Here is a 23,014-nt window from a genome sequence, read left to right as displayed (position 1 = left end):
TGACGCTGCCCGGCGCGGCGGCTACGGTTTAGCTGTCAGGAACCGCCGCCGGGGACGACCCCCAAGGTCCATCGAGGAGCAGGACGATGAGCACTCAGACTGTCGAGAACGGCCGGCACCGGGTGGTGGTGATCGGCTCGGGCTTCGGCGGCCTGTTCGGCACCAAGCACCTCAAGCGCGCCGACGTCGACGTCACGCTGATCTCGAAGACCTCGACCCACCTGTTCCAGCCGCTGCTCTATCAGGTCGCCACCGGCATCCTCTCGGTCGGCGAGATCGCGCCCGCCACCCGGCTGGTGCTGCGCAAGCAGAAGAACGCGCAGGTGCTACTAGGCGAGGTCACCGACATCGACCTGACGAACAACACGGTGACCTCGCGCCTGCTCGACCAGGACACGGTCACCCCGTTCGACAGCCTGATCGTGGCGACCGGCGCCCAGCAGTCCTACTTCGGCAACGACCGGTTCGCCACCTACGCGCCCGGCATGAAGACCATCGATGACGCGCTCGAGCTACGCGGCCGGATCCTCGGCGCCTTCGAGCAGGCCGAACTCGCGACCACCCAGGAGGAGCGCGACCGGCTGCTGACCTTCGTCATCGTCGGCGCCGGGCCGACCGGCGTGGAGCTGGCGGGGCAGATCGCCGAGCTGTCCGACCGCACGCTGGAGGGCACCTTCCACAACATCGATCCGCGCGACGCGCGGGTCGTGCTGATCGAGGGCGCGGGCGCGGTGCTCGGGCCGATGGGGCCGAAACTCGGCGGCAAGGCCGAACGCAGGCTGGAGAAGATGGGCGTGGAGATCCAGCTCAACGCCATGGTGATCGACGTCGACGCGTTGGGCGTCACGGTGAAGGATTCCGACGGCACAATCCGCCGCATCGAGTCGGCGTGCAAAGTCTGGTCTGCGGGCGTGCAAGCCAGCCCGCTGGGCAAGATGATCGCCGACCAGTCCGACGGCACCGAGGTCGACCGCGCCGGGCGGGTCGTGGTCGAACCGGATCTGACCGTGCAGGGCCATCCGAACGTCTTCGTGGTCGGCGATCTGATGTCGGTGCCGAATGTGCCCGGCCAGGCGCAAGGCGCCATCCAGGGCGCGACTTACGCCGCCAAGCAGATCAAGGCGGGGCTGAAGGGCCAGGCCCCGCAGGAACGCAAGCCGTTCAAGTACTTCAACAAGGGCAGCATGGCCACGATCTCGCGGTTCAGCGCCGTGTGCCAGGTGGGCAAGCTGGAGTTCGGCGGGTTCATCGCCTGGCTGGCCTGGCTGGCGCTGCACCTGTACTACCTGGTCGGCTACCGCAGCCGGATCGTCACAGTGATCCAGTGGTTCGTCACCTTCCTCGGCCGCAGTCGCGGGCAGATGGCGGCTACCGAACAGTGGGTGTTCGCCCGTCTGGCCTTGGAGGCGATCAGCAACGGCGACGACGAGGACGCCGAACAACTCGCCGCCGCGCTCGGCGCGTCCACCAACAGCCGCGTCGCCGTGGACAAGGCGCATACGGACGCCAAAGCCGGCTGACAGGCGCCGGGCGCGCTGGGGATCGCGCGTTCGACCAATCCAGGTCGCCAACGGATCCGAATGTGAGGCGTCGACGTCTCCTTCGGATGAAAGGTGATCTATGGGCACGGGCAAGCATCGAACACCCAAACCGCACCGGCCGAAACTGGGCTCCCTGGTTGCCGTGGGCACGGTTCCTCTCGTTCTCGCGCTGGTGGGAACCGGGACCGCGAACGCCGAGCCCGATCGCCCCGTTCCGGTGACCCGGGCGGACGCCGCCGAGCAACAGGCCCAGTGGCCCGCGGCCGAGGCGCCGAACGTGCGCCCGTACGAGGGTCTGCGGATCCCGGACGACATCCTGAGTTCGTTGCAGTGGGCGCGTCCGTTGCCGGACCCGAAGTACTTGGCTCCGCTGGAAGGCCTGCACGCCCCCGTTCCCGTCGCTCCCGTGCCGCCGATCGCGCCGCCACCCCACAAGTTGCGGTTCGGTGACGTGCAGGTCGACGCACCGGAGTGGCTCTACCGGGAGCAGGCGATCCAGCTCAACGACGGCGCGGCGACGGCCGAGGCGAATATCGCGACATTCCTCGACTCCGTCGGCATGGAGCGCACCCGGTCCGATCGGGTGGCGAGCCAGACCGTGGGCGCCGCCGCGATCGGCGCGGCGGCGGGCTTCGTGTTCGCGAGCCCGTTCGCACTGTTCGGTGCAGCCGTCGGCGGCGGTCTCGCCCTGGCCATCGGACTGCCGTTCGCGCCGATCGGCCTCGCCGCGGGCCCGATCGGAGCCGCCTACGGTGCTGCCCTGATGGCCGCCCCGCTGTCGGCCATCGGCGCTGGCATCGGCGCGGGACTCGGTGCGGTGCACGCGCTCAGCGCGCCGCCACGGGCACTCAGCGGGCCGGAGCAGGCCCCGGCGGAGTCCGCCGAGCCTGCTCCCGAGGTCGCACCGGAGGCGGAGACGGCCCCCGAGCAGGCCGACGGCTGATCGGATGATGTTTCCGAGGAACGAGCCGAAAGGGTGGGAACCCGACGACGCTGTCGGGCTCCCACCCTTTCTTTCTCCAGGTCTCGGTCGAATTACACCTGTAGGCAACGAATCCCACATGCGGCGCGGGACCGTCCGTGGCCGCACCCGACAGTCCGCCCGGGGTGTGGACGTCGATCAGCTGTTCACCTCGACGTGTTCCGCCCCGGAGACGCGCAGCAGCGACCCCGTGCGGGTGAACAGACTGCCGCCCGCCGCCAGCGGCAGCCGGGTCTGCGTCAATCCGGTTGTCGTCGCGGCGCGCTCGTCCGGATAGACGAGTTCACTCTCCAGGGCACGCGGCGCGGACAGCGCGTCATCCGCCGGTGTGCCCGCGCCCAGCGCCAGCCGGTGGCGCAGCAGCGGGAGGTCGTCCACGTCGGCGATCAGGTCTCCTTGCCACTCGCCGCCGTCCTCACCGGCGCGTCCCAGCTGGACGCGTTCGCGCATGCGCAGCCGGGCGCCGGAGCCCAGCCGGATCGTGGTGACCGTGTGGTGCCGCGCGCCGCCGGCCACGATCATCGGCTCGGGATCGAAATCCAGCACTCCCCCGCTACCGACATCCAGATGCCAGCGTCCGGACGACAGCGACGTCGCCGGGCCCGGCAGCGCGAGCGTGGCCGCGACCGAGCGCACGACCAATTCGGCCCCCGGCGCGACCACGATCACGACGTCGAGCTCGTCTCCGCCCAGCGGCGTGGCGGCGGTGCCGATCAGATGGACCGCTCGCGGGCCGGTGCGGCGGGCGGACAACCCACCGCTGGCGTGGATCTCCGGGAGCGCCTCCGGGCGGGCGACTATTCGTAATTCGGTGCGCAACAGCGACGCTCAGTGCGCAGCGGCGGATTCGGCGGCGTGATCCTGCTCGGTGACCGCGCGCAGCTGCTCGCGCACCCAGGCCAGCACCGGCGTCGCCGCGGGGTCGTCGGTGAGCGAGACGAGCACCGTCGGCCGCTCGCCACGCACCCGCGCCGCGTCCCGCTCCATCACGCCGAGATCCGCGCCGACCAGCGGCGCCAGATCGGTCTTGTTGACCACGAGCAGGTCCGAGAAGGTCACGCCCGGGCCGCCTTTGCGTGGCACCTTGTCGCCGCCCGCCACGTCCACCACGAAGATCTGCACGTCGATCAGGCCGGAGGAGAAGGTCGCGGTCAGATTGTCGCCGCCGGATTCGACCAGGATCAGATCCAGTGGCGGGTTGGCGGCGACGAGATCGTCGATGGCGTCGAGGTTGGCGGTGATGTCGTCGCGGATGGCGGTGTGCGGGCAGCCGCCGGTCTGCACGGCGGCGATCCGCTCGTCCGGCAGGACCGCGTGCCTGCGCAGGAAATCGGCGTCCTCGGTGGTGTAGATGTCGTTGGTCAGCACCGCCAGCGACAGCTCGTCGCGCAACTGCCTGCACAGCGCGGCCACCAGCGCGGTCTTGCCCGAGCCGACGGGGCCGCCGATGCCGATGCGCAGCGCCTCCCCGGGCGTGCGGGTCCGTTTCGGCCGTTCGTGACCGTGGTCGTGCGGCTCACCGTCGATCAGGTGCGGGGGCATGGCGCGGTCTCCTTCTTCCGGGGCTTCAGCTCGCGAACAGGGGCATGTCCCGCTGCCGATGGCGCTCGGCGAGCACGTCCTGCAGCGGATCGGACATCGCGGCGAGACCGGTCGCGGCCTCGGCGGCGACGCGGTCGCACAGGCAGGCCAGCCGGATCGTGCAGGCGGCGATCGCGGCTGGGTCCAAAGCCAGCAAACGCTGTGCCGCGGTGGCGGCGCCGGTGAGCGTCGTGTAGACGACCACGCCCGCGATCTCCCCGGGCGGCACCGCGGCGGCCGCGCCGACCATCCCGAACACCGTGGACAGATGCGGTGTCGTGCCGAGCGGCGACCAATCGTGCCGGGGCCATACCTGTTTGGCCAGGCGCGCCAGGCCGCGGCCCTGGGCTCGGGATGCGGTCCGAGCCGCGGGTGCGGGCGTGCGCGCGTCGGCTTCCGCCTCGGCCCGAGCCGGATCCAGCTCGCCCGCGCACACCGCCGCGGCGAGCGACGCGGCCACCAGCCCCGAGGTCCGGATCCGGCGGCGCAGGTACAGCTCCACGGTCGCGACGTCGCGGACCACGCCGGAGACGACGGCTTCCTCCACACCGCCGGAGTGCACGTGACCGCCGATCGGCAGTCGCGAGTCGGCGAGCGCCAGCAACATCGTCAAGCCGGACGCCGCCGGATCGGTCGCAGCGGGTTCACCCATCCGTCGATCCTATGTCCCGGCGTGTCGACCGGATGTCCCGCTGGTTTCCGGTCAGCGACGGAAGGCGCGCTCCATGAATCGCTGGGCGCGGCCGCGGGTGAGATCGGTCCACGCCTGCACCGGCCCCGACCACCACGGGGCGATTTCCCGCGGCTTCGCGGTCACCGCGTGGCAGACCAGGTCGGCCGCCTCGGCCACGGTCAGCCCAGGGACGCCGCTGAAATCGGTGGGCGCGCTCATCCTGGTGTGCACGAGCGGCAGGTAGATCGAGGTGGTGGTGACGCCGTCGGCGGACACCTCGGACGCCACACTGCGCAACCAGACGTCGAAGGCCGATTTGGACGCACCGTAGGCGGCCCAGCGCGGTGCGGGCGGCATACGCACGCCCCAGGTCGACACGTTGACGAGGTGCCCCTGTCGCCGCGCGCGCATGGCGGGCAACAGCGTGAGCAGCAAGCGCACCGGACCGAGGTAGTTCACCTCGATGGTGCGGGTGAAATCGTGGAAACGATCGTAGGACTCGTCGATCGGACGGCGGATCGACTTGCCCGCGTTGTTGATCACGACGTCGAGGTGGCCGTGTTCGTCGAGGAGCAACCGGCCGAGCCGTTCGACGGCGTCCATGTCCGTGAGATCGGTGGGGTAGGTGTGGGCGACGCCGCCCGCGGCGGTGATCTCCGCGGCCAGCCGCTCGAGTTCGCCGCCGGAGCGGGCCACGAGCAGCACGGTCGCGCCCGCCGCGGCCAGTCTGCGTGCGCTGGCCTTGCCTATGCCGTGTGACGAACCGGTGACCAGCACGATCTTGCCGCCGACCGCCGCGCGCAACGCCTCGTCTCGCGGACGCGACGTGGGGTACAGCAGCCGCGCCGCCACCCGTTCGGCGACCGGTCGACCGTTGCTCGAGGCCCGGGCTCGGTTCACGAATTCGACTGTAGGCGTCGTCCGGGGCGCCCACCCGGAGTTCGCGCGATCAGTCCGCCCGCGACCTGGCCCGTACGAGTCGCGGCAGGTCTTGCCGGGTGAGGCAGGCGGCGATGCTCAGCGCGCCGGCGGCGTGCCGGACCAGGAGATCGCTGAAGAGGTCGAACGCGGCTGCGTCCGCGAGAGCCATCGTCCACTGCGTCGAGGTGAGCCAGCAGTGCCCGCCCAGTTCGATCGTGGACTGCGCGACCAGCGTCGCGCGCGGAGCGGCGAGTCCGCGGGCCCGCGCGCGGGCGGCGGCGACGAATTCCACACGGGTGACGCACCGGCTCGTCGTCGGCGTGACGACGAGGATCTGCGGATCGAAAAAGCTCGGCAGCGCGTCGAGCAGCGCTCGGCCTGCGGGAGGCGCGCCGGTGCGCGGCTCGAGCATTTCTACTCACGCGCTCGTCGGCGGCCGTGTGATCGAATGTCGGGACCGCACAGACTCTTTCGCCAGGGCCTTTGCCCAGGCGGTCAGCCGAGGGGGGACACGGTGTCGGCACCTGATTCGCAGGTCTCGATCGCACAGTGGATCGCGCGCGGAATCGCGGTCGCGGTGCTGGTGCCGATTCGTCTGCTGTGGGAAGGCATTCTCCTGCTGGGCCGCGCCATCGGAGCGGCGCTCGGGTATGTCGCGCGGTACCTGCTGGTTCCGGCGGCCGAGCTGATCCGGCACTGGGTGCTGCGGCCGGCTTGGATCGTGGCGAAGGATTTCCTGTGGGGCTGGGTGATCCAGCATCTGCTGTGGGGCTTGGTGCTCACACCGCTCCTGTCCTTCCTGCTCGAGTACCTGTTGCGACCGCTGCGGCGGGCGGTGGAGATCTTCTTGTGGCGCAGGGTCATTCGTCCCCTGGGGGCTTGGCTGCTGCGCTGGGTGGTTTACCCGGTCGCCTACGCCATCGCGTGGGTGTGTCTTCGCATCGTGGAGTGGCTGATCGTCTGGCCGCTGTCGCAACTGTGGCGCTGGGTGCTGCGCCCGCTGTGGAGCGTGCTGCGCACGACCGCACGATACGGGTGGCGGGTGGCCACCCTCGTCGTGGGCGTCCTCGTGGTGCTTCCATGCCGGGCGCTGCACCGCTACGTGCTGCGTCCGGTCTTCGCCGCCCTGGCGGTCATCTCGGATGCCCTGGTGGTGCGCCCGGTTCGCTGGGTGCACGGCACGATCATCCGGCCGATGAACCGCTGGGCGGCCGAGATCGTGGCGACGGTGTTCGGCCGCTGATCCCGGCTCAGTGCCTGCGGGGCGAAGCGAAGCGAGCGATCAGCGCCATCGCGGTGAGCGCTGTCGCGCCGACGGCCACCGCGACGTGCATGCCGTCGACGAAGGACCCGCGCGCCGCCTCGATCAGCGCAGTGTCGCCGCCGGCCTGCTGGATGGTCTCGCCGAGGGTCGCCGAGTAGTCGCCTCCGGACCGGAAGATCAGCGCGGCGAGCGAACCGAGCAGCGCCAGGCCCAGCGCGTTTCCCAGTTCGAAGCTGGTCTCCGAGATGCCCACCGCCGACCCGGCCCGTTCCGGCGGCACCGAGGACACCGCGACCTCGGACACCAGCGTGAAGGACAGACCGTAGCCGACTCCGGCGATCGTGGATCCAGCCAGATACCACCAGAGTCCGTCGTGCGCGCCGACACCGAGCAGCATCAGGTTGCCCGCCGCGGAGGCGAGCAGGGCGAACACGAAGGTGGCGCGGGCGCCGAAGCGATGCCCGACCCGGGCGCCGCCCACCGAGCAGACGAATACCGCGATCGCCATCGGAATGCCGAGCAGCGCCGCCGCCAACGGCGTACGCCCGGTCACCGACTGCAGATAGGTGCTGGTCAGATAACTCATCCCGGCCAGTGACATCATGCCGGTCAGGCTGGCGCCGATGGCGACCGAGAATTGCGGCCGGGTGAACAACCGCAGATCCAGCAGCGGCTCCTCGAGGTGCCGCTGCCTGCGCACGAATACGGTCAGGAGCACCGCGCCGATCAGCGCGACGACGACCGCCTGCGCATCGACGCCTTCGGTGGCGGCGCGCTTGATGCCGTACACCACCGGCAGGATGCCGCCGATCGACAGGGCGACGCTCGGCAGGTCCAGCGGCCCTCGCGCCCCGGCCCGGTGCTCCGGCAGCACGAGCGGTCCGAAAGCGAGCAGGACCAGCAGCACCGGGATGTTGATGAGGAACACCGAACCCCACCAGAAGTGGTGCAGCAGCATGCCTCCGATGACCGGCCCCACGGCCGAGCCACCGGCGAAGAACGCCGTCCAGACGCCGATCGCGGCGGCTCGCTGCCTGACATCCGGGAACAGGCTCGAGATCAACGCCAGGCTGGACGGCAGCAGCGTCGCGCCGCCGATGCCCATCAGCGCCCGCGCCGCGATCAGCACACCCGCGCTGGGCGCGAACCCGGCGATCACCGACGCGATGCCGAAGACCGCGGCACCCGCCAGCAGGATGTTGCGCCGCCCGATCCGGTCGCCGAGATTGCCCATGGTGATCAGCAGGCCCGCGATCAGGAACCCGTAGATGTCCAGGATCCACAGCTGCTGATCCGCCGAGGGGTCGAGATCGAGCGTCAGCGTCGGCAGCGCGAGGAACAGCACCGAGATGTCCATCGACACCAGCAGCACCGGCAGCAGCAGGACCGCGAGGCCGAGCCAGGCGCGGCGCGAGCCCGTGGTGGACGGCGCGGTTCGCACCGGCTGCACGTCTGTCATTGCCCAACATCCTCTCGCTGACGCGTACGTCGTACGCATGAATCCGGGTACAGTGTACGCATGCTGCACCGAGCCGCCATAGTCGACACCGCCATCGAGCTCGCCGACGCCGAGGGCTTGGACGCGCTGTCCATGCGGCGCATCGCCGATCGCCTCGGGGTGGGCGCCATGTCGCTGTACCGCCACGTCGCGAACAAGGACGAACTGCTCGCGCTGATGACCGACGAAGTGGCCCGGCGCAATCCGTACCCCGCTCCCGAAGGACGGCAATGGACCTGGCGCGACCGGGTTCGCATCGCCGCCGAGGTCGACTGGGCTCTGTATCGGCAGCATCCGTGGGTGCTGCTCACGTTCGCCACTCCGCGCTACAGCTTCGGGCCGCAGAGCCTGGCCTGCCTGGCGTGGCTGGTGGACGGCTTCCTGGAACTGGGAGTGTCCACCCGCGAGGCGACCGGCATGTCCTTCACCGTGTGGAACTACATCTCCGGCGCAACTCTGCCGGAGATCAGCGCCGAGCTGATGGCGCGCAAAGGCATGGACCCCGGCGGAGACAACGCGCTGCGGACGCTGCTGAACGGCACGGCCGAGGGCCCGGTGCCGACGGCCCTGACGGATCTCGCCGGCAGCGGCGTGCGCGACCTCACCCAGGAGGAACTGCTCTACGACGGGCTCGACGCGCTGTGCGACGGATTCGAGGCCAGAGCCGCGCGCCGCGACCGGTTGACCTCAACCTGACTTGACGTTGCAGGCTGGCCGGCGACCGCTCACGAACAGGAGTCACCGTGCACGCCATTCGCCTCCATGCCTTCGGCCCGGCCGAGAACCTCCGCTACGAAACCGTTCCCGATCCCGTGCCCAGCCGGGGGCAGGTGCGCATCGCAGTGGCGGCCGCCGGTGTGCATCTGATCGACACCGCGCTGCGCGGCGGCGAGCCGGGGCCGTTTCCGTTGCCCGAGTTGCCGACCGTTCCCGGACGGGAAGTCGCGGGCACCGTTGACCGCGTGGGCGATGGCGTGGCCGAAGATCTGCTGGGGGCGCGCGCGTGGTGGCCCATCTCGGCGCGGTGCCCGGCGGTTACGCCGAGCTGGCCGTGACCGACGCCGCCCGGCTGCACGAGATCCCCGCCAACCTGGACGCCGCGGCGGCGGTGGCGATGATCGGCACCGGGCGCACGACCATGGGCATCCTTCAGTTCTGCGAGCCGAAGCCGGGCAGTGTCGTCCTGGTGACGGCCGCGGCGGGCGGCATCGGGACCCTGCTGGTGCAGTACGCGAAGAACGCCGGAGCTACGGTGATCGGGGCCGCCGGTGGCCCCGCGAAGGTGGAACGGGTGCGCGGCAACGGTGCCGACCTCGCGGTGGACTACCTGGCGCCGGACTGGCCCGACCGGGTGCGTGCGCTCGTCGGCGCCCACGGGGTGGACACGCTGTTCGACTCCGTGGGCGGTGCCGTCGCCCGCACCGGCATAGATCTGCTCGCCCCGGGTGGGCAGCATCTGGTCTACGGCTGGTCCGGCAAGTCGGAGGCGGAAGGGGCGGTCCGGCTTTCCGACGACGACCGGGCCGAACGCGGAATCACGTCGCAGCGGGTGATCGGCCCGCCGATGCTGGCGCGAGTAGGCGGAGACTTGCGTGTGCTCGAGGATCGCGCCATGGCCGAGGCGGCCGCGGGCCGGTTGCGTCCCGCCGTGCATCGCTTCCCGCTCGCCGACGCGGCCGCCGCGCATCGAGCGCTGGAAACGCGCGCAACGACCGGAAAGGTGGTGCTGGAGCCCTAGCCGCGCCGGCTCACTCGACGCCGTCGCCGTTCACCACGGCATAGGCGAAACCGTCCCAGCCTTTGCCGCCGACGGTCTGGATCACCGTCGCGTCCAGGCTCGGTTCGGCGGCGAGCAACTCGACCAGCTCGCGGCTTGCCTGCGCGTTCGGGTCCTCGGCATGCTCCTCGGCGATCCTGCCGCCGCGGACCACGTTGTCGACGATGATCACCGAGCCAGGCCGGGTCAGCCGCAGCGCCCACAGGACGTAGTTCGAGTTGTTCACCTTGTCCGCGTCGATGAACACCAAGTCGAACGGGTCCGGGTCCTCCTCCGCCAGGACGGGCAGGCTGTCCAGCGCGGCGCCGACCCGGATCTCCACCCGGTCGCCGACCCCCGCTCGCTCCAGGTTCGCTCGGGCCACTTCGGCGTGCTGTGCGGAGAACTCCAGCGTGATCACACGACCCTTCGGGCCGACCGCGCGCGCGAGCCAGATCGTGCTGTACCCACCGAGCGTGCCGATCTCCAGCACGCGCCGCGCCGCGCCCGTCCTGGCCAGCAGATGCAGGAACTTTCCCTGTGGTGGAGACACATCGATCGGGGGTAGGCCCGCCGCCTTGTTCGCGTCCAACGCCGCGTCGGAATCGGAGTCCGCCACCAGTGTCTCCACGAGATAGCGGTCCACGTCGGCCCATCCAGGTGTCGTCATAGCTGGAAGTCTGCCACCCGATCGCGCCCGCGGACCCGGCTCGCCGAGTAGCGTTCGGCACAGCGAGACGTACGTGTCCAGTGATCGCGCCGACCATGGGACGGACAGGACCCGACATGACGATTCCAGCGCGGGCCGCGGCGGTCATCGCCTGCCTGATCGCCTTCGGCGTCACCGCTCCCGCCGACGCCGCACCCGCAGCCGGGGCCGAATACGTCGCGCTGGGTGATTCCGGGGCGGCCACCACCGGTGTGCGGAACTACGACGTCACGGCTCCGCCTCGATGCCTCCGCTCGACCGCGAACACCCCCAAACTGCTCGCCGCGGACCTGGGTCTGCGGGTCGACGACCGCACCTGCAACTCCGCGCGCATCCCGGATCTCGCCGCCGCGCAGGGGCCGGGCATCCCACCCCAGTTCGACGCCCTCGGCCCAGCCACGAGGTTGGTCACGGTACACATCGGCGCCAACGACGCCTTGATGGCCGAGCACATCGTCGCCTGTCATGTGTACGGCCTCTCCGGTATCGGCGCGTGCGCCGGTCCGGACTGGGACGCCGACATCGAGGCGATCGCGGCGTCCTACGCGACCGCGTTGCAACAGATCTCGTTCCTGGCGCCGCGAGCGGTGATCGTCGTCGACGGCTGGCCGACCTATGTGCGCGACGGCGGCTGCCCGGAGCTGGTCGGTCTCCGACCGTCCGACGCCGCGCCCATCCAAGCCGCCTTCGACCGCCTCAACACCGTGGTGGCCCGGGTCGCCACAGCACACGGCGCGACCTACGTCGACACCCGCGCCGCCTCGACGGGCCGTGACGCGTGCGCGCCGGTCGGCGTCCGCTGGATCGACCCTGTCGTCGCCACCGAGACACTCATCCCCTACCACCTCACCCCGCAGGGCATGCGCGGCGTCGCCGACGTCGTGCTACCGGTGATCCGCGCCGCCGGACTGCCCGGCTGAACGATTCGGGGGCGCCGACGCGGCCGCCCCGGACTCGGGCTGAGTCCGGGGCGGCCGGGTGCGTGCTTATTTCGAGAAGTTCTCCGGGGGCTGCCAAGGACGACCGTGCGGGTCGTCCGGGCGCTGAGCCGGAGGTTGCGGCGGCTGCTGTTGCGGCTGCTGCTGGGCCGGGAAGGCCTCTTGCGGAGGGATGACCGGCTGATGCGGCGACGGTTCGAAGGTCTTCGGAGGCGGAGTCGGGGTCAGCCCCTCGACCGGAGTCCGCGCGGTCGCCTCGGCGGCCCGCACGGCCCGCTCGATGGTCGGGTCGGGCGCGGTGTCGAACCAGTCCGCGACGTCGGAGTCGTCCTCGGGCTTGGCTTCCGCGCCGTCGGAGGCGGGCGGCTCGTACCGGAACACGCCGTCCTCGCCTTGGGTGCCGAAGCTCTTGGCGAACCCTTCCAGCGCTTTGCCGAAATCGCTGGGCACCAACCACACCTTGTTGGCGTCACCGCGCGCGACCATGGGCAACGTCTGCATGTACTGGTAGGCCAGCAGTTCCGGCGTCGGCTTGCCGGATTTGATGGCGGCGAAGACCTTTTCGATGGCCTTGGCCTGACCTTGCGCCTGCAGATAGGAGGCGGCGCGCTCACCTTGTGCCCGCAAGATGCGGCTCTGCCGTTCGCCTTCGGCCGACAGGATCGCCGACTGCTTGGCGCCCTCGGCGGAGAGGATCTGCGCCTGTTTCGAGCCCTCGGCCGTCTTGATCTGCGATTCGCGCTGGCCCTCGGCGGTGAGGATCATGGCGCGCTTCTCGCGGTCGGCCTTCATCTGCTTCTCCATCGACTCCTGGATCGAGGGAGGCGGATCGATGCTCTTCAGCTCGACCCGCGCGACGCGCAGACCCCAGCGCCCGGTCGCCTCGTCCAGTACGCCGCGCAGCTGGCCGTTGATCGAGTCGCGGGAGGTGAGCGTCTGCTCGAGCGTCATGCCGCCGACCACGTTGCGCAGCGTGGTGACCGTCAGCTGCTCGACGGCGGCGATGTAGTTGCTGATCTCGTACACCGCCGCCTGCGGACTGGTCACCTGGAAATAGACCACGGTGTCGATGTGCAGAGTCAGGTTGTCCTCGGTGATCACCGGCTGCGGCGGGAACGACACCACCCGCTCCCGCAGATCCACCTTGGCGCGGACCCGGTCGGCGAACGGCACGAGGAACGTCAGCTGGCCGGACACGGTCCGCGAATACCGGCCCAGCCGCTCGATCACCGCCGCCTCGGCCTGCGGCACCAGCGCGATCGACTTGAACACCACCACCACGACCAGCAAGACGAGGACGGCGGCAACGATCAGTACAGCCATCAAGGCCCCTTCCAGACGACGGCGGTCGCGCCGTCGATCTTCATGACATACACGGTCGTACCCGGTTCATAGACTTCGCTGGTATCCATCGGCCGCGCGGTCCAGACCTCCCCGCCCAGCTTCACCTGACCGGAGTGCTCCGCCACCTGTTCCAGCACCAGGGCGGTCTTCCCCGGCAGGGCGTCCACATTCGTCGGCGTCGGCGGCGGAGTCCCGAAGCGACGCCGGATGATCGGGCGCACGCCGACGAACAGCACCGCCGAGACCACGGCGAAGACGATGGCGTCCACCACCAGCGAGGTGTCCGCCGCCGCGCTGACGCCCGCGGTGCCCAGCGCGGCGACACCGAGCATCAGCAGCGTGAAATCGCCGGTGAGCATCTCCGCCGCCGCGAGCAGAACGCCCGCGACCAGCCAAAAAATTGCGGCCACACGACCACTGTAGTGCGCCGATCATGATATCGGGCGCGACCTTCACGAGTACTCCGCATGAATTCCGCGAGCGGACGCGCGGTCACCCGGGTGCGGCGAAAGCCGCAGCGGCGGTGCTAGCTTCAGCCAGGTGAGCGGGCGTGACAGGTATGGCGACATCTTCTCCGGACATCCTCGATCGAAGAAAAGGGCGGTGCCGACGGTCACCGCGGAACGCGATCTGGTCGTCGAAGACGCCGCGACCGGATTCTGCGGCGCGGTGGTCGGATTCGATCGCAGCTACGACGGCGAGTTCGTGAAACTGGAGGACGCTCGCGGCGCGGTCCGCCTGTTCGCACTGCGCGAGGCCGCGTTCCTCATCGATGGCGAGCCGGTGACGCTGGTGCGGCCGTCCGCCGCCCCGCCGCAGGCGTCCACCCGCTCCGCCTCCGGGTCCACCAGGGTGGAGGGCTTGCGCGCCCGGGTCGCCCGGGGCAGCCGGATCTGGGTGGAGGGCGTCCACGACGCCGCGCTCGTCGAGCGGGTGTGGGGCCATGATCTGCGGGTCGAGGGTGTGGTCGTGGAGCAGCTGGAAGGTCTGGACAATCTGGCCGCGCGCCTCACGGAGTTCGAGCCGGGCCCCGGCAGGCGGGTCGGCGTCCTGGTCGACCACCTGGTGACCGGGTCGAAGGAAACCCAGTTGACCACCGGCCTCGGCCCGCACGTCCTGGTGACCGGTCATCCGTTCGTCGACGTCTGGCAGGCGGTACGCCCGGCCACCCTCGGCATCGCCCGGTGGCCTCAGGTGCCCCGCGGCGAGGACTGGAAGACCGGCGTCTGCGCACGTCTGGGCTGGGGCACGCCGCAGGACGGCTGGCGGCGGGTGTACGGCTCGGTGACCTCCTTCCGCGATCTGGAGGCTCCGCTCATCGGCGCGGTCGAGCGCCTCATCGATTTCGTCACCGAGCCGGGCTAGCGCGCCGGCCGCGCGAGCCGGATGCCCGGCGGTATCCGCGTGGACCCGCCCGTCTCCGGCAGCGCGGCGCCCGTGGTTTCGGTGCTGCTCACCAATGCCCTTGCGCATGGATGCCCACCGGTAGCGCCCACCCTTTATGCTCGATGATTATGTGCTCTCCAAGTGCGACGCTGACGGTGTGGGCGAGCTCCTGGCTGGCCGGCCGCAGTGCGCCCGACGACGTTTTGGCCGCCTTGCACGCATGGGCGCCGAAGCACACGATCGCGGCGGGCGACCCGCTCACCGGCGGCCGCACCGACCTACCCTGGTCCGCGCACGGCAACGTGCCGGGCAGCGGAGTCATGGCACTGCTCAAAGTGATTCGCGAGACGATGGCCCAGCCGGGAGCGCAGCTGCACTTGGTGCTCCCCGTCCCCGGCGACGTACGCGGAGTTCCCGCGGGCACGGCGTTCGCCGCCGACGCGATCGAGGCGCAGGAAGGGATCCTGATCGGTGCGCCGGGCGGCGACGGCACCGGGCTCATTCCCCAGTGGGCCGACGACGACACCCTGCAGTGGACCGTCTACAGCACGCCCATCCCGGCGGAGCCCGGCCCCGACATGTCGCTCGGTGAGGCCGAATACGCGATGCGCGAAGCGGTCCGCGACGCCGCCGACGCGCTGATGAAACTGCACACCACATCGCTCGGCACGGTCGACTCCGATCCGCGCGAGCTCATCGAAGCCGAGCTCGCCGACTACTCGCGGCACGACTATCCCGAGTCGATTCCCTTGCGCGCCAGGCGCATTCTCGACACCGCCGATCATGTCGCGGCCATCCTCACGGTGGCGCAGCGGGAGCCCGCGTCCGCACCCACCTCCGCCAGCGCGATCGGCGCGCAGGAATCGCTGCTGCGGCCGCTGTGGGACGCGATCCGCGCCGCGCGGCTGGTCGCCGTGCACGCCTCGGCGCGCGGAAGTCGCTGACCTCATGTCTCCGGCGGTGTGACATGCGCTTCTCCCGTCGTTGCCGCACGGCCGCCCTCGCGGTACTGCTAGGTCTCGCGGTGCACGCCCCGGCGGCGGCGATCGTGGGCGGCGCCGAGGCGACGACCGCGGAGTATCCGTGGCTGGCGGCCATCGGCACGCCGTTGTTCCTCACCCGCGCTTCCGGCCAGTTCTGCGGCGGCGCGCTCATCGCGCCGGATCAGGTGATCACCACGGCACATTGCGTGGCCCTGGCTCAGCCCCTGGCGCAGACGCTCACCGCCACCTTCGGCCGCGACGACCTGCGCGGACGTGAGGGAAACACGGTGCACGTCAAGAACATTCGCATCCATCCGGATTTCCGGGCGACCGTTCTCGACACGACGACCGCCTATCAGAACGATATGGCGATCCTGACGTTGGACGAGCCGCAGCCTGGTCCCACGATCACCGTCGCTGCCGCCGCTTTGGGCACCGGAACGATCCTCGGCTGGGGCGCGACCTCGGAAACCGACGAAGCCAACACCCGGCTGCGCGCCGCGAACGTCCCGCTGGCCATCGACGGCGAGTGCGCCGCCGCCTACGGTTCGGCCTTCGACCCGCACACCATGCTCTGTGCGGGCACTCCGGCCGCCGACACCGCCCAGTACGACAGCGGCGGGCCGCTTCTCGTGGACGGGCGGCTCACCGGTCTCACGTCCTGGGGCGTAGGTGCGGCGCGCCCCGGCTTCCCCACGGTCTACACCCGGGTGAGCGCCACCAATTTCTGAGTAGCCGGCACGGTGGGGTCAATGCGGCGGCTGGTACTGCTGCTGCGGCGGATACTGCTGCTGTTGCGGGTACTGCTGATACTGCGGTTGCTGCTGCGGCTGGTAGGGCTGCTGGTACTGCGGCGGGGCGGGGTACTGCGGCTGCCCGGCGATACCCTGCTGCGGAGGATAGGGCTGCGGATACTGTTGCGCCTGCGGATACTGCTGTTGCTGGTGCTGCTGCTGTTGGGATTGGTTCTTGTTCCGCTTGCTCAGCCAGACCAATAGGCCGATGACGAGGGCAACCACTCCGATGCACAACAGCAGACCACCGAGGGAGAAGCCGCCGCCGCCTCTACTGCGGCTGCGGCGCCTGGCCTCGGTGGTGTCGAGAGCCACAGTCCATACATTCGAGTCGGACCAGGCATGCGGATCGAGCACGGCGGCGTGGGTCAGCACGTCGGCATAAGTCATAGAGAGTTCTCCCCCCGGAGAAGTCGGATCGGCTATAGGTCGCAGGCGATGCTACCGGGCCTGTTTCCACTCAATTCCCAGTGCTGGGACGGCGCGGCGCCGCGCAACAGCCGACGACACAGGGGGCGCCGTCGCTCGTGCAGCCGTAACCGGGGACCGCTCCGAGCCGCCGCGACTCGGCGCCGCGCAACTGCTCGCAGACCAGTTCGACGACCAGCTTCGCGAAACGCGGATCGCTTCCCGGCGTCGCGGCCCGCGCGAAGCTCATACCGAGTTCCGCGGCCTTCTGCGCGGCCTCGTTGTCGAGGTCCCAGATGACCTCGAGATGGTCGGAGACGAAGCCCACCGGGCAGACCACCACGGCCTCGACACCTTTGGCGTCGAGGTCTTCCAGGTGGTCGACGATGTCCGGTGCCAGCCACGGCACCTGCGGCGGACCGGAACGAGACTGCCAGACCACGTCGTAGTCGGTGAGACCTGTTGCGGCGGCGCACAATCGCGCGGCCTCGGCGACCTGACGGCTGTAGAGCCGCCCGCCGTCGGCGGGTGGACCCGCGGCGGCGTCGGCCGACACCGGGACGGAGTGGGCGGTGAACACCAGTCGTGCGGCGGCGCGCTGCCCGGCCGGGAGCCGCCCGAGCGCCGCGCGAATGGCGTCGGCGAACGCCTCGATCAGCAACGGGTGGTCGAAGTACTGGCGCAGCTTCAGCAACTCGGGCGCGCCCGCGCCGAAAGCCGCTCGCGCCCTGGCGATGTCCTCGTGGTACTGCAGGCATCCGGAGTATCCACCCCAGGCCGACGTCGGGAAGACCAAGGCGGAGCTCACGCCGTCGGCGGCCATCCGCGCCACGGTGTCCTCCACCATCGGATGCCAGTTCCGGTTGCCGAAGTACACCGGCAGTTCGAAGCCCGCGGCGGCCAGTTCGGTCTCGACCGCCGCGATGATGGCACGATTGAGCGCGTTGATCGGCGAGACACCGCCGAAATGCAGATAATGCTCGGCGACCGCTTCCAGACGCTCGCGCGGCACTCCCCTACCCCGGGTGACGTTCTCCAGGAAGGGCATCACATCGTCGGGACGCTCCGGACCGCCGAAGGACAGCAGCAGCAGCGCGTCGGCGGTCCGGTGCACGGTCTCTCCCATCCGATCGGCTCAGTTGGTCGCCATGTTCTCCGGGAACCAGGTGTTGTGGCTGGCTCCGCCGTCGACGTAGATGATCGAGCCGGTGGTGCCCGGCAGCCAGTCCGACAGCAGCGCCACGATCGACTTCGCCACCACCGTCGGGTCGTCGACGTCCCAGCCGATCGGCGACGCGCCGTCCCAGTAGGTGTTGAGCTGGTTGAGCTTGGCCGCGTCGTCCGTCGCGGTGCCCGCGATCGCCTTGGCGGCCAGCGTCTTGATCGGGCCCGCGGCGATGAGGTTGGAACGAATCTTCTTGGCGGCGCCCACTTCCCGCGCGACGTACCGGTTCACCGACTCCAGCGCCGCCTTCGCCACACCCATCCAGTTGTAGTAGGGCATCGCGGTGCGCGGATCGAAGTCCATGCCGACGATCGAGCCGCCCTCGTTCATCACCGGCAGAACCGCGCGCGACAGCGACGCGTAGCTCCACGCCGAGATCTCGAACGCCTTGGCCGCGTCCGGGCCCGGACCCTCGAGGAACGGCCGGGCCTCCGGGCCCATCAGGGTGCGGGGCGCGAACGCGATCGAGTGCAGCACTCCGTCGATCCCCTCGGGAGCCAGTTCCCGCACCTTGTCGGCGAGGCCGGCGAGGTCCTCTTCGCTGGTGACGTCGAGCCCGATGGCCGGCGGGACCTCCTGCGGCAGGCGCTTGGCGATCCGGTCGATCAGCCGCAGCCGTTCCGGGATACCGGTGATGATCACCTTCGCGCCCTGCTCCTGCGCGACGGCCGCCGCTCGGAACGCGATCGACGCATCGGTGATGATGCCCGTGACCAGGATGGTCTTGCCTTCGAGCAGTCCGCCCATGAGTTCTCGGTTCTCCTGAATTTCGAATGTGGGGTTGGCTGCGGGCGGCCGGGACCGGCCGCGCTACGCGTGGAGGGTGATCAGTGGCCCATGCCCATGCCGCCGTCGACGGGGATCACCGCGCCGGAGACGTAGGCGGAATCCTCGGAGGCGAGGAAGCTGACGACGGCCGCGATGTCTTCCGGCTGCCCGAGCCGCTGCAGGGGGATGAACTTTTTGGCCATGTCGCGCATCTCGTCGGGCAGGTCGGCGGTCATGTCGGTCTCGATGAAGCCAGGGGCGACGACATTCGCCGTGATCGAGCGCGAACCGAGCTCGCGGGTGATCGAGCGAGCAAGACCGATCACACCGGCCTTCGAGGAGGCGTAGTTGATCTGGCCCGCTTGGCCGCTCATGCCGACCACGGAGCCGAGGAAGATCATCCGGCCCCAGCGCCCACGCAACATCGCGCGGTTCGCCCGCTTGGCACACCGGAACGCACCGGTCAGATTGGCGTCGAGGACCTTGGTGAACTGCTCCTCGGTCATCCGCATGAGCAGCGTGTCGTCGGTGATGCCCGCGTTGGCCACCAGCACCTCCACCGGGCCCTGGTGCGCCTCCACCTCGGCGAAGGCGCCGTCCACCGACTCGCTGTCGGTCACATCGCATTTCACACCGAACAGGCCGTCCGGCACCCCCGACCCACGATGCGTGACGGCCACCTTGTGACCGTCGGCAAGCAGACGCTGCGCGACCGCGAGTCCGATGCCGCGGTTACCGCCGGTCACCAGGACCGACCGGGATGTGAGGTTCGACATGGGGTTCAACCTACCTGGTCGGATCGATAGCTCACGACCGGGATGCCCCGTCTGTCGAACCGACACCGGAGTGCCGGAGCATTGGTGAAACTGCACAACGACACCACGACTCGACGCTGCGAACGCCGACCGGCCGGGGCCGCCCGCGAGGGCGACCACCGGCCGGTCGAGTGTTGCGCGCACCTGCGCGATAGGTACCGCTACGGCAGCCGCTGGCGATACAGCAGACCTGTGATCACGCCCGTCGCGATGACCAGCAGCCCGAGCAGCAGCCACGGGCGGCTGGCGTCGCCTCTGGTCAGCTCGTACCCGATCTGCTGCTCCAAGGTGTCGTAGACCTTGGTCAGCTCCTGCAGCGACGAGGCGGTGTAGAACTCCCCGCCGGACAGCCGTGCGAGCTCGCGCATGGCGTCGTCGTCCACCGCGACGCGCACCCGGTCCTTGCTGCCGTCTTCTCGTGGGATCTCCACTTCGCCCCAGCTGGTGCCGAACGAGATCGTCGAGATCGGGACGTTCTTGCTCTTGGCCAGACGGGCCGCGACGTACTCGTGCCGCGGATTGTCGACGTCCTCGAACGCCGGGACCGTCTGCTTTCCGTCCGACATCAGCACGATGCGGGCCGGTGGCGGCTCCTGCGCACCGCCCAGCACCGTGGCAAGTGTCTCGATCGCCTGCAGCGCGGTGAGAATGCCTTCACCCGTCGCGGTGCGCTCGGCCAGCTTCACGTTGTCGATCGACGCCTTCACGGACTCGTGGTTCGTCGTCGGCGACACCATCACCGAGGCAGTGCCTGCGAAGGTGACGAAACCGATGTTCACGCCCTCGGGCAGGCCGTCGACGAACTCCTTGGCCGCCTTCTCGGCGACCTGGATGCGGCTCGGGGCGACGTCGGTCGCCTCCATCGACAGCGACACGTCCATCACCAGCATGACGGTCGCGCGGTTGCGCGGCACCTTCTTGACCGCGGTCGGTCCCGCGGCGGCGACGGTCAGGAACACCAGGCCGACCAGCAGGAGCGCGACCGCTACGTGGCGGAACGGGCTCGGTCGCGACGGAGCGACCTTCTCCAGCAGCTCCATGTTGGTGAACTTCAACATGTGCTTGCGCCGGTTGCGCTGCACCAGGACATAGCCGAGCGCGATCAGCGCGATGACGGCGAGGAATCCGAGCCAGATCTGTGCGGTGAAATGCGAAATACTCACTGACGTGGCACCCGCCCGGTCGGGGCGCCGAAGCTGTGGCGCCGGGTGGACACGAACCGGACCACGTCGGCGATCCAGTCCCGATCGGTTCGCAAGGTGAGCACCGGAGCGCCGCAGCTGCGCAGGGCCTGTTCGACCTGCTCGCGGTGGCGCTGCGCGGCAGCCGCGAAATCGGCGCGCAGCGTGGAGGTCACGCTGAACTCGCGGGTGCGCCCGGTCTCCGGGTCGTGCAGCACGACGTCACCCATGTCGGGCAGCGACAGGTCGCGCGGGTCGAGCACCTCGACCGCGAGCAGATCGTGCCGGGCCGAGATCGCGCGCAGCGAACGCTGCCAGTCGATGTCACCCAGGAAATCGCTGATGATCACCGCGAGTCCGCGTTTGCGCTGCGGGCGGCGCAGCGATTCGATGCCGCCGCGCAGATCGCCGCGCACACCGTCGCGCGCGTGCGGCGTGGTCGCGATGCTGCGCAGCAGCGACTGCGCGTGGACGCGCCCGCCGCGCGCGGGAATGCGGGTCAACCGTTCTCCGGTGGCGACGACGGCGCCGATCCGGTTGCCGCCGCCGCTGGTCAGATGGGTGATCGCGGCCGCGGCGGCGATGGCGAGATCCCGCTTCTGGCAGGCGGCGGTGCCGAAATCGAGGCTGGCCGACAGATCGACCACCATCCAGGTCTCCAACTCCCGGTCGGCGATCATCTGCCGCACGTGCGGATGGGTGGTGCGGGCGGTGACCGACCAATCCATCTGGCGCACGTCGTCACCCGGCTGGTAGGCGCGCGCCTCGCCCGGCTCGGAGCCGGGTCCGGGGATCAGACCGAGATGATCGCCGTGCAGCACGCCGTCGAGCCTGCGGCGCACGGTGAGTTCGAGGGTCTTGAGCGCGACCGTGAGCCTGGGGTCGGTCAGCTCCCCCGCGTGGAAGGACGGCGGTGCGTGGGACGGCGACGTCGGCACTGGCGCAACCGGATCCGATGCCGAGGTCACTTCGGCGGAAGGGTGCCCGCGGGCTGCGACTGATGCCCGTTAGGCGGCTGGGGAACGGCATGCTGTTGCGGCGCGGGCGGCTGCGGCATCTGCTGCTGCGGCGCGCTCTGCGCCGGGGCCGCGGGCACACCGGGCGCGACGGCCTGCGGGGCGACCTGCGGCAGGCCGACGGTCTGCAGGACGCGCTTGATGACGTCCTCCGGGCTGATCTCGTCGGCGAGCGCGTCGTAGGACAGCACCAGGCGGTGGCGCAGCACATCCGGGATCACCTCGACGACGTCCTGCGGCACGACGTAATCGCGGCCGCGGATCAGGGCGACCGCACGGGCCGCGGCGATGATGCCCAGGCTGGCGCGCGGCGAGGCGCCGTAGGAGATCCAGCTGGCCACGTCCTGCATGCCGAATTCGGCCGGTTTGCGGGTCGCCGCGATCACCCGGACCACGTAGTCGACGAGGGCGTGGTGCACGAAGGTGTTGGCCGCGACCTTCTGCAGGCGGATCAGGTCTTCCGGCGCCAGGATGCGGCTCGCCTCCGGCGGGGTGACACCCATCCGGTAGATGATCTCGCGCTCCTCCTCGACCGAGGGGTAGTCCACGACGACCTTGAACAGGAAGCGGTCGCGCTGCGCCTCGGGCAGCGGGTAGACGCCTTCGCTCTCGATCGGGTTCTGCGTCGCCATGACCAGGAAGGGGTCGGGCATCGGGTAGGTCTTGCCGCCGATCGACACATGCCGTTCGGCCATCACCTCGAGCAGCGCCGACTGCACCTTGGCGGGCGCGCGGTTGATCTCGTCGGCGAGCACGAAGTTCGCCACCACCGGGCCGAGTTCGGTGTCGAACTGCTCGCGGCCCTGCCGGTAGATGCGGGTACCGATGAGGTCGGTGGGCACCAGGTCGGGCGTGAACTGGACGCGTGCGAACGAGCCGCCGACCACCTTGGCGAAGGTCTCCACGGCGAGGGTCTTCGCGATGCCGGGGACGCCTTCGAGCAGGACGTGACCACGCGCGAGAACGCCGACGAGCAGTCGTTCGACCAGTCGATCCTGGCCGACGATCACCCGCTTGACCTCGTAGATCGCTTTCTCCAGGGTCTGGACGTCACGCTCGAGGGTGCCGGGCGTGGAGACCGGCGCATCCTTCGCCGAGTTCGCTCCGCTCACACCGTCCGTCGAAGTCACCAACATCCCCGCTTTCGCCTTGGTCCTGTGCGTGCTGCCACAACTATTCCAGGTAATCACGGCCGGTGCCGCAACCGGACCCGACAGAATGGGAATTCGGA

General features: G+C 69.9%; 26 protein-coding genes. 10 read left to right on the top strand and 16 right to left on the bottom strand.

What is annotated here, in order from left to right; genetic code table 11:
- Positions 1-86: 86 nt before the first annotated feature.
- Positions 87-1,520 carry an NAD(P)/FAD-dependent oxidoreductase gene (locus NNI01S_RS04900; protein WP_063017908.1) on the top strand — a complete coding sequence of 478 codons (1,434 nt, stop codon included), beginning with the start codon at positions 87-89 and terminating at the stop codon, positions 1,518-1,520.
- A 100-nt stretch (positions 1,521-1,620) separates the two neighbouring features.
- The gene (locus tag NNI01S_RS04895; RefSeq protein ID WP_245675975.1) at positions 1,621-2,484 is read left to right on the top strand and encodes a hypothetical protein; all 864 of its coding nucleotides are present in this window, start codon (positions 1,621-1,623) and stop codon (positions 2,482-2,484) included.
- A gap of 177 nt (positions 2,485-2,661) precedes the next feature.
- Here the strand turns inward: NNI01S_RS04895 and NNI01S_RS04890 are convergent, their stop codons facing one another.
- The 5 genes from NNI01S_RS04890 to NNI01S_RS04870 are packed head-to-tail and all read right to left on the bottom strand — an operon-like array spanning position 2,662 to position 6,110.
- A complete protein-coding gene (locus NNI01S_RS04890) occupies positions 2,662-3,342 on the bottom strand; it encodes an urease accessory protein UreD (RefSeq protein ID WP_063017906.1) in 681 nt (226 codons plus the stop codon).
- A 9-nt stretch (positions 3,343-3,351) separates the two neighbouring features.
- Positions 3,352-4,065 (bottom strand): urease accessory protein UreG, encoded by a 714-nt coding sequence (gene ureG, locus NNI01S_RS04885; protein WP_063017904.1) that lies wholly within the window; start codon positions 4,063-4,065, stop codon positions 3,352-3,354.
- Positions 4,066-4,090: 25 nt separating this feature from the next.
- A complete protein-coding gene (locus NNI01S_RS04880; RefSeq protein WP_063017902.1) occupies positions 4,091-4,756 on the bottom strand; it encodes an urease accessory protein UreF in 666 nt (221 codons plus the stop codon).
- Between the two features lie 51 nt (positions 4,757-4,807).
- A complete protein-coding gene (locus NNI01S_RS04875; protein WP_435824998.1) occupies positions 4,808-5,677 on the bottom strand; it encodes an SDR family NAD(P)-dependent oxidoreductase in 870 nt (289 codons plus the stop codon).
- Positions 5,678-5,726: 49 nt separating this feature from the next.
- Positions 5,727-6,110 (bottom strand): hypothetical protein, encoded by a 384-nt coding sequence (locus NNI01S_RS04870; RefSeq protein WP_063017900.1) that lies wholly within the window; start codon positions 6,108-6,110, stop codon positions 5,727-5,729.
- A gap of 102 nt (positions 6,111-6,212) precedes the next feature.
- Here NNI01S_RS04870 and NNI01S_RS04865 point away from each other — a divergent pair, with 102 nt between their 5' ends.
- Positions 6,213-6,941 (top strand): hypothetical protein, encoded by a 729-nt coding sequence (locus NNI01S_RS04865; RefSeq protein ID WP_063017898.1) that lies wholly within the window; start codon positions 6,213-6,215, stop codon positions 6,939-6,941.
- Positions 6,942-6,948: 7 nt separating this feature from the next.
- Here NNI01S_RS04865 and NNI01S_RS04860 read toward each other — a convergent pair whose 3' ends face one another.
- On the bottom strand, positions 6,949-8,421 hold the full coding sequence (locus tag NNI01S_RS04860; RefSeq protein ID WP_063017896.1) for an MFS transporter: 1,473 nt from the start codon (positions 8,419-8,421) through the stop codon (positions 6,949-6,951).
- Between the two features lie 60 nt (positions 8,422-8,481).
- On the opposite strand from NNI01S_RS04860, the gene NNI01S_RS04855 reads away from it, so the two are divergent.
- The 3 genes from NNI01S_RS04855 to NNI01S_RS04850 are packed head-to-tail and all read left to right on the top strand — an operon-like array spanning position 8,482 to position 10,198.
- Positions 8,482-9,156, top strand: a complete 675-nt coding sequence (locus NNI01S_RS04855) for a TetR/AcrR family transcriptional regulator (RefSeq protein ID WP_063017895.1) — start codon at positions 8,482-8,484, stop codon at positions 9,154-9,156.
- 47 nt (positions 9,157-9,203) lie between these two features.
- Positions 9,204-9,515, top strand: coding sequence for an alcohol dehydrogenase catalytic domain-containing protein (locus NNI01S_RS35870; RefSeq protein ID WP_245675974.1), 312 nt, complete (start codon positions 9,204-9,206; stop codon positions 9,513-9,515).
- A complete protein-coding gene (locus tag NNI01S_RS04850) occupies positions 9,464-10,198 on the top strand; it encodes a zinc-binding dehydrogenase (RefSeq protein ID WP_245675973.1) in 735 nt (244 codons plus the stop codon). The genes NNI01S_RS35870 and NNI01S_RS04850 overlap by 52 nt, the downstream gene beginning before the upstream one ends.
- A 10-nt stretch (positions 10,199-10,208) precedes the next feature.
- On the opposite strand, the gene NNI01S_RS04845 is transcribed toward NNI01S_RS04850, so the two are convergent.
- A complete protein-coding gene (locus NNI01S_RS04845) occupies positions 10,209-10,886 on the bottom strand; it encodes an O-methyltransferase (RefSeq protein ID WP_063017893.1) in 678 nt (225 codons plus the stop codon).
- A 116-nt stretch (positions 10,887-11,002) separates the two neighbouring features.
- Here NNI01S_RS04845 and NNI01S_RS04840 point away from each other — a divergent pair, with 116 nt between their 5' ends.
- Entirely contained in the window at positions 11,003-11,845 is an 843-nt protein-coding gene (locus NNI01S_RS04840; protein WP_063018692.1) for an SGNH/GDSL hydrolase family protein, read from the top strand.
- A 66-nt stretch (positions 11,846-11,911) separates the two neighbouring features.
- Here NNI01S_RS04840 and NNI01S_RS04835 read toward each other — a convergent pair whose 3' ends face one another.
- Complete coding sequence (locus NNI01S_RS04835; protein WP_063017891.1) at positions 11,912-13,186, bottom strand: SPFH domain-containing protein; 1,275 nt, start codon at positions 13,184-13,186, stop codon at positions 11,912-11,914.
- A complete protein-coding gene (locus NNI01S_RS04830; protein WP_063017889.1) occupies positions 13,186-13,617 on the bottom strand; it encodes an NfeD family protein in 432 nt (143 codons plus the stop codon). Before NNI01S_RS04830 ends, NNI01S_RS04835 begins: the two co-directional genes overlap by 1 nt.
- A gap of 130 nt (positions 13,618-13,747) precedes the next feature.
- Between NNI01S_RS04830 and NNI01S_RS04825 the strand changes: the two genes are divergently transcribed.
- The 3 genes from NNI01S_RS04825 (at position 13,748) to NNI01S_RS04815 (ending at position 16,307) form a co-directional block, all read left to right on the top strand.
- Positions 13,748-14,572 (top strand): DUF3097 domain-containing protein, encoded by an 825-nt coding sequence (locus NNI01S_RS04825; RefSeq protein ID WP_063017887.1) that lies wholly within the window; start codon positions 13,748-13,750, stop codon positions 14,570-14,572.
- A 149-nt stretch (positions 14,573-14,721) separates the two neighbouring features.
- A complete protein-coding gene (locus NNI01S_RS04820) occupies positions 14,722-15,537 on the top strand; it encodes an Rv1486c family protein (RefSeq protein WP_063017885.1) in 816 nt (271 codons plus the stop codon).
- A gap of 23 nt (positions 15,538-15,560) precedes the next feature.
- A complete protein-coding gene (locus NNI01S_RS04815) occupies positions 15,561-16,307 on the top strand; it encodes a S1 family peptidase (RefSeq protein WP_063017883.1) in 747 nt (248 codons plus the stop codon).
- Positions 16,308-16,325: 18 nt separating this feature from the next.
- Here the strand turns inward: NNI01S_RS04815 and NNI01S_RS35640 are convergent, their stop codons facing one another.
- The 7 genes from NNI01S_RS35640 to NNI01S_RS04780 form a co-directional block, all read right to left on the bottom strand.
- Positions 16,326-16,760 carry a hypothetical protein gene (locus NNI01S_RS35640; RefSeq protein ID WP_063017881.1) on the bottom strand — a complete coding sequence of 145 codons (435 nt, stop codon included), beginning with the start codon at positions 16,758-16,760 and terminating at the stop codon, positions 16,326-16,328.
- 70 nt (positions 16,761-16,830) lie between these two features.
- Entirely contained in the window at positions 16,831-17,904 is a 1,074-nt protein-coding gene (locus NNI01S_RS04805) for a ferrochelatase (RefSeq protein ID WP_063017879.1), read from the bottom strand.
- A gap of 9 nt (positions 17,905-17,913) precedes the next feature.
- Positions 17,914-18,750 carry an NADH-dependent enoyl-ACP reductase InhA gene (gene inhA, locus NNI01S_RS04800; protein ID WP_063017877.1) on the bottom strand — a complete coding sequence of 279 codons (837 nt, stop codon included), beginning with the start codon at positions 18,748-18,750 and terminating at the stop codon, positions 17,914-17,916.
- 80 nt (positions 18,751-18,830) lie between these two features.
- The gene (fabG1, locus tag NNI01S_RS04795) at positions 18,831-19,547 is read right to left on the bottom strand and encodes a 3-oxoacyl-ACP reductase FabG1 (protein WP_063017875.1); all 717 of its coding nucleotides are present in this window, start codon (positions 19,545-19,547) and stop codon (positions 18,831-18,833) included.
- 200 nt (positions 19,548-19,747) lie between these two features.
- Positions 19,748-20,749 carry a VWA domain-containing protein gene (locus NNI01S_RS04790; RefSeq protein ID WP_063017873.1) on the bottom strand — a complete coding sequence of 334 codons (1,002 nt, stop codon included), beginning with the start codon at positions 20,747-20,749 and terminating at the stop codon, positions 19,748-19,750.
- Positions 20,746-21,705, bottom strand: coding sequence for a DUF58 domain-containing protein (locus NNI01S_RS04785; RefSeq protein WP_063017871.1), 960 nt, complete (start codon positions 21,703-21,705; stop codon positions 20,746-20,748). The genes NNI01S_RS04790 and NNI01S_RS04785 overlap by 4 nt, the downstream gene beginning before the upstream one ends.
- Before the next feature lie 26 nt (positions 21,706-21,731).
- Positions 21,732-22,919, bottom strand: a complete 1,188-nt coding sequence (locus NNI01S_RS04780) for an AAA family ATPase (protein WP_063017869.1) — start codon at positions 22,917-22,919, stop codon at positions 21,732-21,734.
- Positions 22,920-23,014 lie beyond the last annotated feature (95 nt).

This window comes from Nocardia niwae NBRC 108934 = DSM 45340 (assembly GCF_001613465.1).
GTDB classification, from domain to species: domain Bacteria; phylum Actinomycetota; class Actinomycetes; order Mycobacteriales; family Mycobacteriaceae; genus Nocardia; species Nocardia niwae.
This window is presented reverse-complemented; position numbering and strand designations above follow the sequence as displayed.